Source organism: Actinoplanes sp. NPDC051633 (genome assembly GCF_040681735.1).
GTDB lineage: Bacteria > Actinomycetota > Actinomycetes > Mycobacteriales > Micromonosporaceae > Actinoplanes.
This window is the reverse complement of sequence record NZ_JBFAZH010000261.1, coordinates 1-7,978: the sequence shown is the minus strand read 5'-3', so window position 1 is coordinate 7,978 and position 7,978 is coordinate 1. Positions and strand designations below refer to the sequence as shown.

Annotated in this window: 5 protein-coding genes and 1 pseudogene; 2 read left to right on the top strand and 4 right to left on the bottom strand. The window is 70.8% G+C overall.

The window, feature by feature from the left end; all coding sequences use genetic code 11:
* Positions 1 to 30: 30 nt before the first annotated feature.
* Positions 31 to 894 (bottom strand): alpha/beta fold hydrolase, encoded by an 864-nt coding sequence (locus tag AB0M20_RS16840; RefSeq protein ID WP_364298992.1) that lies wholly within the window; start codon positions 892 to 894, stop codon positions 31 to 33.
* A 113-nt stretch (positions 895 to 1,007) separates the two neighbouring features.
* On the opposite strand from AB0M20_RS16840, the gene AB0M20_RS16835 reads away from it, so the two are divergent.
* Both AB0M20_RS16835 and AB0M20_RS16830 read left to right on the top strand, forming a co-directional pair.
* Positions 1,008 to 3,074, top strand: a complete 2,067-nt coding sequence (locus AB0M20_RS16835) for a hypothetical protein (RefSeq protein WP_364298990.1) — start codon at positions 1,008 to 1,010, stop codon at positions 3,072 to 3,074.
* A 305-nt stretch (positions 3,075 to 3,379) separates the two neighbouring features.
* Positions 3,380 to 4,849: an alpha/beta hydrolase gene (locus tag AB0M20_RS16830; RefSeq protein ID WP_364298988.1), complete on the top strand. Its 1,470-nt coding sequence runs from the start codon at positions 3,380 to 3,382 to the stop codon at positions 4,847 to 4,849.
* Between the two features lie 569 nt (positions 4,850 to 5,418).
* On the opposite strand, the gene AB0M20_RS16825 is transcribed toward AB0M20_RS16830, so the two are convergent.
* The 3 genes and pseudogenes from AB0M20_RS16825 to AB0M20_RS16815 all read right to left on the bottom strand — a co-directional run.
* The gene (locus AB0M20_RS16825) at positions 5,419 to 6,111 is read right to left on the bottom strand and encodes a DUF4389 domain-containing protein (protein ID WP_364298986.1); all 693 of its coding nucleotides are present in this window, start codon (positions 6,109 to 6,111) and stop codon (positions 5,419 to 5,421) included.
* Between the two features lie 347 nt (positions 6,112 to 6,458).
* Positions 6,459 to 7,400 (bottom strand): ATP-binding protein, encoded by a 942-nt coding sequence (locus tag AB0M20_RS16820; RefSeq protein WP_364298984.1) that lies wholly within the window; start codon positions 7,398 to 7,400, stop codon positions 6,459 to 6,461.
* 139 nt (positions 7,401 to 7,539) lie between these two features.
* Positions 7,540 to 7,978: pseudogene (locus AB0M20_RS16815) on the bottom strand (hypothetical protein); the annotation flags it as partial.

Sequence of the window (7,978 nt, the reverse complement as noted above, 5' to 3'; positions counted from 1 at the left end):
CTGATCCCTGGTCCGCTCGGTCGGGAGATGTCACCCGGCCAGGAAATCCATCACCAACCGATTGAAGTCCTCCGGGCGCTCCAGTGGCAGCACGTGTGATGAGCCGTCGCCGGTGACGACCTCGAAACGGGCTGCGGGGATCGCGCAGGCTACCTCGCGCGCGACCCACGGCGGCGTCAGCAGATCCTGCTCACCGACGATCACCAGGGTGGGGGCCTGGATGCCGCCGAGCCGATCAAGAGCGTCGAAGGCCAGATAGGCCTGAGCCTGGCGGCCGTAGTCCTCCGGCCCCATCGGGTTGGGATTGCCGGCCAGCAGAGCCGTCGTCTCCCGGACCGCCTGCTGATTGCGAAGGAAGGCCGACGAGAACAGCCAGGCGAGCTGCTGAGCACCGAACACCTCTCCGCTCGAGTCGTTGGCCTTCACCCAGTTCCAGAGGGAGATCGGGTCGACGGCGCTGCGGGCAGGCGCGGCGCTCGGGCCGGCGAGCACCAACCGATCGAGGCGATCCGCATGTCGCAGTGCGAACTCCATCCCGACCATGCTTCCCATCGACAAGCCGAGCAGATGGGTACGGTGGATGTCGAGCGCGTCCAGCAGACCCGCCACGTCGTCCGCCATGTCGGCGATGGTGTACGGGTGACCGGCTCGGGAGCTGCGACCGGCATCGCGGTTGTCGAGGAGGACAACGCTGAAGCGGGTGGACAGGACGGGGACCTGCTGCAGTGTCCACAGCGATGAGTCGTATCCGATGCCCATCACCAGTACGAGGGGAGGGCCGTCTCCGTGAATCTCGTAGAACAGGTCCTGCCCGTTGGTGCGGACGGTTCCGGTGCGCGGGACGTGCGGTACGGCCGCGGACATCACTTGCTGGTTGATGTTGGTGCTGGTCATGACTCCCCCTCGGGATTGCCTCGTCAAGCCGGGCTTTCGTCGTTCCAGCCGAGGTGCGTGAGCAGGACTGTTACCGCGGTAACTCCCACGGTTACGAGTGGGGCGCGGCTGCGATGAGCGACGGCACCGATCCCGGCCTTGTCGAGCGCGCCCGCGCCGCTGCCGCCCGTCGCGAGTGGCAGCAGGCCTTCGATCTGCTCACGGAGGCGGACGGGGCCGGTGCCCTGACACCCGCCGATCTACCGGTTCTCGGCGAGGTCGCCTACGCGGCCGGCCATCTCGACTCCGCCATCGAGACGTGGGAACGGACTCACGCGGCAGCCATCCGAGCCGGTGACCAGATCGCAGCCGCCGGGGCGGCCGTACGCGTCGCCATGCACCTGCTCTTCGACACCGCCCTCATGGCACCGGTGCGCGGCTGGCTGGCGCGCGGGGAACGGCTTCTCGAAGGCCGGGCCGCGACGCCGGCGCACGCCTGGCTGGCGGTCGTCCGTGCCTACGAGCGGATGCTGACCGGCGACCTGCCGGGCGCTCGGCACTGGGCGAGGGTCGCCGTCGAGGTGGGATCGCAGTGTGACCCCGCGGCGTTGGCCATCGCGCGGGTGGCAGAGGCGCGGCTGCTCATCCTGGACGGCGATGTCCGGCAGGGTCTGGCGCTCCTCGACCAGGCCGGCGTGGCGACGGTGTCCGGGGACCTCGATCTGCTGTCGACCGGAGTCGTCTACTGCGAGCTCGTGTGCGCGCTGCAGGGACTCGCCCAATACGACGTGGCCGAGCAGTGGACCGAGGTGATGGAGCGGTGGTGCGAGACGAACGCCATCGGCACCCTGCGCGGACGATGCCGGGTCCACCGCGCCGAAATCCTCAGAATGCGCGGGTTGTGCAACGAGGCGGAGAGTCAAGCGCTCATGGCCTTCGAGGAGCTGCGCCCGCATCTGCGACGCGAGCTCGGGTGGCCGCTGACCGAGCTCGGACGGATCCGCATGTGCAAGGCGGACATCCCGGGCGCGGAGGAGGCCTTGTTGGCCGCTCACCGCGCCGGGTGGGATCCCCAACCGGGGCTGGCGCTGGTGCGGCTGGCCCAGGGAGACCCGGCCTCCGCGGCCGCCGCCATCCGCGACGCCCTGGAGCAGCCCCTGCGGCTGCCGTCCAAGGAGCGGCCACCGAACACCGGCCTCCAGCGCGCGCCCCTGCTGGAGGCGCAGGTCGAAATAGAGATCGCGGCCGGCGACATCGGCCGGGCCGCCACGGCCGCCGACGAACTGGAGCTCACCGCCGCCCGATTCGAGAGCAAAGCGCTGATCGCCGGCGCCACCCTGGCACGCGGAAGGGTACGGCTGGCCCGCGGCGACGCGGCGGGCGCGGAACAATCGTTGTTCGAGGCGGTGCGACTCTGGAACGAAGTCGGTGCCCCGTACGAAACCGCGATCACCCGCCTGGTTCTCGCCGACGCCCATGCCGCGGGTGGCAGCGAGCACCGCGCCGTCCTGGAACGCGAGGCGGCCCGCGCGATCCTCGAGGGGATTCGGTCCACGCCGGCGGCCGCACCCGCACGCGTCGAACAGCACGAGGCATCCGACCCGCAACCCCGTGCCGGCACCAGCGTCTTCCGGTGCGACGGTGACTACTGGTCATTTGTGTTCGACGGCCACACCGCCCACGTACGCGATCTCAAGGGCCTGCACTACCTCGCGCGGCTACTCGCGGAGCCGGGCCGCGAGTTCCACGTGCTCGATCTCGTCGCCGCCGAGACCGGCTCCGGTGCATCGCCCGAACGCAGCCGAATTGGCGACCTGCCGCACTCCCCGCTCGGTGACGCGGGCGAGATGATCGACGCTCGGGCCAAGGACGCCTACCGCCGCCGCCTCACCGAGATCGACGACGACCTCGCCCAAGCGCGCGCCACCGGGGACGCCGAACGAGCGGCCCAGGCCGACGCCGAACGTGACTTCCTCGTCCGGGAGCTCGCCCGCGCGTTCGGCCTGAGCGGCCGGGCGCGACGAGCCGGGTCCGCGTCCGAGCGCGCTCGAGCCGCTGTCACCCGCGCGGTGCGCCAGGCGATGACGCGGATCGATAGTTGCCATCACCAGCTCGGCGAGCACCTCGGCCGCACCATCCGCACCGGTACGTACTGCACCTACATGCCCGACCCGCGCGCGCCCGCCACGTGGGAGTTCTGAAACGGACGTCATCCAGCCGGCGATCCGCATGCTTTCAGCGTCCATTAAGTTCGGAGCTCCGAACACCGCCGGCAGGCGTACCCTGTCGGTGTCGCCCAGGACCCCGGCGGCCGACGGACCGCCTCGTGCGGTCAGGCCCGTCCGGTCGAGGTCTCTCCCGCGTCCCCGGCGTTCCGCAGGCACGTGCATCCCTCCGCTCATGATCGCATGGTCGTCCCGGCCCGGCCTCCGCCGCGGGCCGGCGCGGCGCGCGCACGCCCGCAACCCTCTGGGTCCCTGACCCCCTCCTGGCACGGAGGAACACCATGAAGACACGTCTGCTCGCCCTCGGCCTCATGCTCGGGGCCGTTGTGGCCACACCGAGCGCATCGGCCGCCAACTCAGCCCACACCGGACGCGACGCGTTCCCGATCAGCTGGACTCCGTGTCCCGAGAGACCCGAGGTCCGGTGCGGCACCCTGCGCGTTCCGCTGGACTGGGCCCATCCGCGCGGCGAGAAGATCACGCTGGCGCTGGCCCGGCGCCCCGCCTCCGACCCCGCACGCCGCGTCGGCGCGCTGTTCGTCAATCCCGGCGGGCCCGGTGGCAGCGGCGTCCAGATCGCCACCGGCGCAGAACTGTTCATCTCCCCCGAGCTGATGGCCCGCTTCGACATCATCGGTGTGGACCCCCGTGGCGTCGGCCGCAGCGCGCCGATCTCCTGCCGCGTCCCCGACCCGGAACCCGGATTCACTCTCTTCCCCCGCACCCAGGCACAGTTCGACCAGATGCTCCGGCTGAACCGGGAACTCGGCCGGGGCTGCCTGGAGCAGACCGGCCCGCTGCTGGGCCACGTCGACACCGTCAGCGTCGCCCGTGACCACGAGGCCGTGCGGATCGGGCTCGGCGAGCGGACGTTCAACTGGCTGGGCCTGTCGTACGGCACCCAGATCGGCGCCAACTACGCAGACCTGTTCCCGAAGCGCGTCCGGGCGATGATCTTCGACGCCGCCCTGGACCACAGCGGGTCGAGCCTGAGCCTGCTGGCCGACGAGATCGCCTCCGAGGAGGACGCTTTCAACCGGTTCGCCGAGTGGTGCCGGACGACGTCGACCTGCGCGATGGCCGGACAGGACGTGGCCCGGGTGTACGACGAGATGGTCGCCCGCGCCGACGCCTCGCCGATCCCGGTGGCCGGTGCGGACCATCCGGTCAACGGCGAGGACATCCGCCTCAACACCCCGCCGTACCTGGAGTTCAAAGAGGCCGCCGCGCACGCCCCGGTGGCCGGCTGGATCCAGCTCGGCGCCGCGATCCGCGACACGCTCGCCGGCGACGCGTCGGCATTCGCCACCCCGCCACTGACGAACGGCACCCACCCCTTCTTCGGCGCGGCCGCGAACGCCTGCCAGGACTACGCGGTGGAGGTGCGCACCTTCGCCGACATGCAGCGTCGCATCCAGCTGGGCCGGCACCTCGCGCCGCACCTGCAGGGCGGCAGCCAGAGCTGGCTGATCAACCGCTGCATCGGGTGGTCGGTGCCGCCGGCGAACCCGCCCCGCCTGCTCGACGTCCGCGGGGTGCCCCCGGTGCTGATCGTCAACGCGACGCACGACTCGAACACCGGTTACAAGTGGGCGCACGTCCTCGCCGGGCAGATCCGCGGCAGCGTGGTCTTCACCCGCGTCGGCGACGGCCACACCTCGTACTTCACCTCGCCCTGCGCCCGAAGCGTCATCGATCGCTACCTGATCGACCGCGCGGTTCCCGGCCCGTTGCAGGTCTGCACCGACTGATCGCGGCACGCGCCCGGTGACGCCGGGCGCGTCCTTCCCTCCACCAGCGATCCGGAGGCTCGCCCCGCGCGCCACTCCCCCGCAGACTGGTGCACGCCTCACCATCAGCTTCGATCCCGACTTCGCCCCACCGGGATTCCCGACGCCGTCGCCCTACCCGGCCGGGCGGACGACGGTGTCGCGGCACCAGCCGGTCACGATCTCCCCGCCGCTGCGCGGTGCCGGATGGGTGGCGGTCAACGGCTGCTGCGACTCGGCCAACGGCCATCGCGCCGGCATCCCCCCGGTCGACGGCAACCTGCGGGCCGTGGACGCCCGTCGTTCGACTCCGACGGCCTGCCGTTCCAGTTCTACACATTCACGAGCCCGGGTACGGTGACCGACGAGAACATCATGTTCGAGGGCGCCCCCACTCCGATCGGTCCGGCGCTGGCCGGGACCCACCGACGCCAGCTCCCACTCAACCTGCAGGTGGTCGACTTCAACTGATTGCGGCGGCTCGGGCGTCGTTGCCCGGCCTGGCCGGTCCGCACGGACCGGCCAGGCATCGTTCGGGCCGCGACGGCTCGTCAGGCGACCGGTGTGATGGTGGTGGTTGCGGGGTCCTCGCCGCCGCTGTCCAGGCGGAAAGGTGGGTAGGCATCGGTCATCAACGCCGTGTACGCGGCGACTCGCAGCACCCAGCGATTCAGGCCGAGGATGAAGTCGTACAGCCCGCGCGGATAGTGGCCGGTGAAGGTCAGCACGATGGCGGCGACGAACACCAGGAGCCCGATGAGGCCGCCGCCTGTCCAGCTGTAGTTGTCGGTGTCGGAGTTGACCGCGAACCAGGCCCCGCCGCCGGCGAGCACGCCGACGATCAGGAGATGGGGCAGGGCCAGCAACCACCACTTCACCAGAACCAGCCCGCGGGAGAGGTGCTCGGGGTACGGCACGTGCAGCTGCGCGGGGTATTCCGGCACCTCGGCCAGGGTGAACGGTGGATACCGGTCGGTGCCCAGCGCGCTGTAGGCGTAGTAGCTGACCCGCCAGCCCCACCGCAACACGCCGAGGTTGAACTCGAAGATCGGCCGGGGGTACCGGCCGGTGAACAGGATCGCGAAGAACGCCACCACCGACAGCACGGCGAATGCGATCCACAGGAAGACCAGCACGATGTAGTGCGGTACGGACAGGATCCACTTCACCAGCCACAGCCAGCGGGACAGGTGCGGGTCCAGGCGCGCATCGACGCGTACCGGATAGTGGGACGCTACGGTCATGGTCGTCTACCTCCAACGGATGAGACGGTCGCCCGGGGCATGTGAGCACAGGGGCGCAGGAACGCCCGGCACGCGGAGGCGCGCCCGGCGAGACCGAGTGGTGACGCGGCGGCCCGGTCCGAGGTCGCGTGAGGGCAGGGCATTCCGCGACCACGGTGCACGGTCAGGCCCTGCTGGAGGCTCGGCTCTGAACTCAACGGTTCCGCTCTGGCTGCCGAGGTCTGGGGCAACGCGCCTGCTGGACGCTGGCCGTCAACGAAGATTGACGAGCCGTACAACGCTCAATGTACGCGTATTCGGCGATGCCGCGCCTTTCCGGGCACGAGGGCTTTTCGCAGCCGGCGTTGTCAGAACCGATGGCTCGTGATGTGGTCCCCCGCAGCGCGGTCAAGGCCGGGCGGGACGGATGACCCCGGCTCTGTCGAGCCGGTTTCCCGCTCCGGCGTGCCCGGGGACACCGTGGCCCAGACGACCTTTCCGCCGCGGGCGGGCATGGCGCCCCAGGCGGCGGCGACCGAGTGCACCAGCCGGAGACCATGCTCCCGCTCGTCCACCGCGGACGCCCCGCCGTCGGGGCCCGGGTCGAGCAGGCGCGGGAATCGGGTGTCGCCGTCACGGACGGCCAGGTGCATCAGGGAGCCGTTGCTCGACACGGTGACCACGAGGTCGGTGCGAGCATGCCGCACGGCGTTGGCGACCAGCTCGGACATGACCAGGATGGCGTCGTCCCGCAGCTCGGAGAGCCGCCAGGTGCGACATGCCCGCGCGACGATCTCCCTGGCGACCGGCACCGACTCCGGCTGCGGCGCCAGTCGCGTCTGCACCCGGCGGGGGTGCGGCAGCCGCTCCGCGATCGCCTGCCGCGCCTCCGGCATGGTGGCGAACATCAGCGGTCGATGAGCTTCGGAATGCCGCAACCGGTTGTCCAGCATCGTTTTGGGCGTCAGGCACAGGGCCAGCCGGAAAGGGGCCGGCCCGAGCCGAGCCGTCCGCTCCACCGCCACCCAGAACGGGCGGCTCATCCCGTTGGAATCGGCCAGACTGTGCAGATCGACGATGATCGACGCGGTCGGTCCGGCCAGGCACAGCTGCAGGGTGGCGGCCGCCTTGGCGGCCAGTTGCTGCGACCATCGGCCGTGCACCGTCATCTCGATCACCGCGCCGCTCGCATCGGCCACGACGCCCACCGACAGTGCCCGGCGGTCGGTCCCGGTGGTGACCAGGAAGGGTGGCTGCGCCGGGCGCACCGGAGCCGGGATCGGGCCGGCGGGGCGAAGGTGTGTGGTCACGGCTGCTCCAGGGGCGCCTGGTAGTGGCACCTGTGAAATTCGGTGCGCTACCGAGGTCTGGAGCAGCGAACGGCGATGAGGCGACACCGCCGCTTCCGTGAGGATATATCAGCCGGGATGAACCCATGGCACCCCGAAACTATCGCGGCGGCGAGGTGAGCTGGCCGGCCATCCAGTCGGCGATCATCGGGCGCGCCTTGGACGGCATGTTCGAGACGCCGTGGTTGCCGTCCGGGAAGTTGATGAACGTGCCCTTCGGTGTCTCGTCGGCCTGCCGCTGGGTCTGCTGCCACGGGATGAGCCGGTCCTTCGCTCCGGTGACGTAGAGGGCGGGCACCGCGATGCGCTCGCACACCCCGCTCAGGTCCAGGGTCAGGGCGATGCGCCGGCCTTCCTCGTCGTCGCGGGCGGACGACTTGACCACGAACGTCTGCCGGGTCATCGGCGGCAGGTCGTCCCACATGTCACCGAAGCGGAAGGGCCCGCTGATGCCGGCGACGGCGGCGACCCGGGGCTCGAAGGCGGCGGCCCGCGGCGCGTAATAGCCGCCGAGGCTGGCCGGTGTCAGCCTCGGCGGC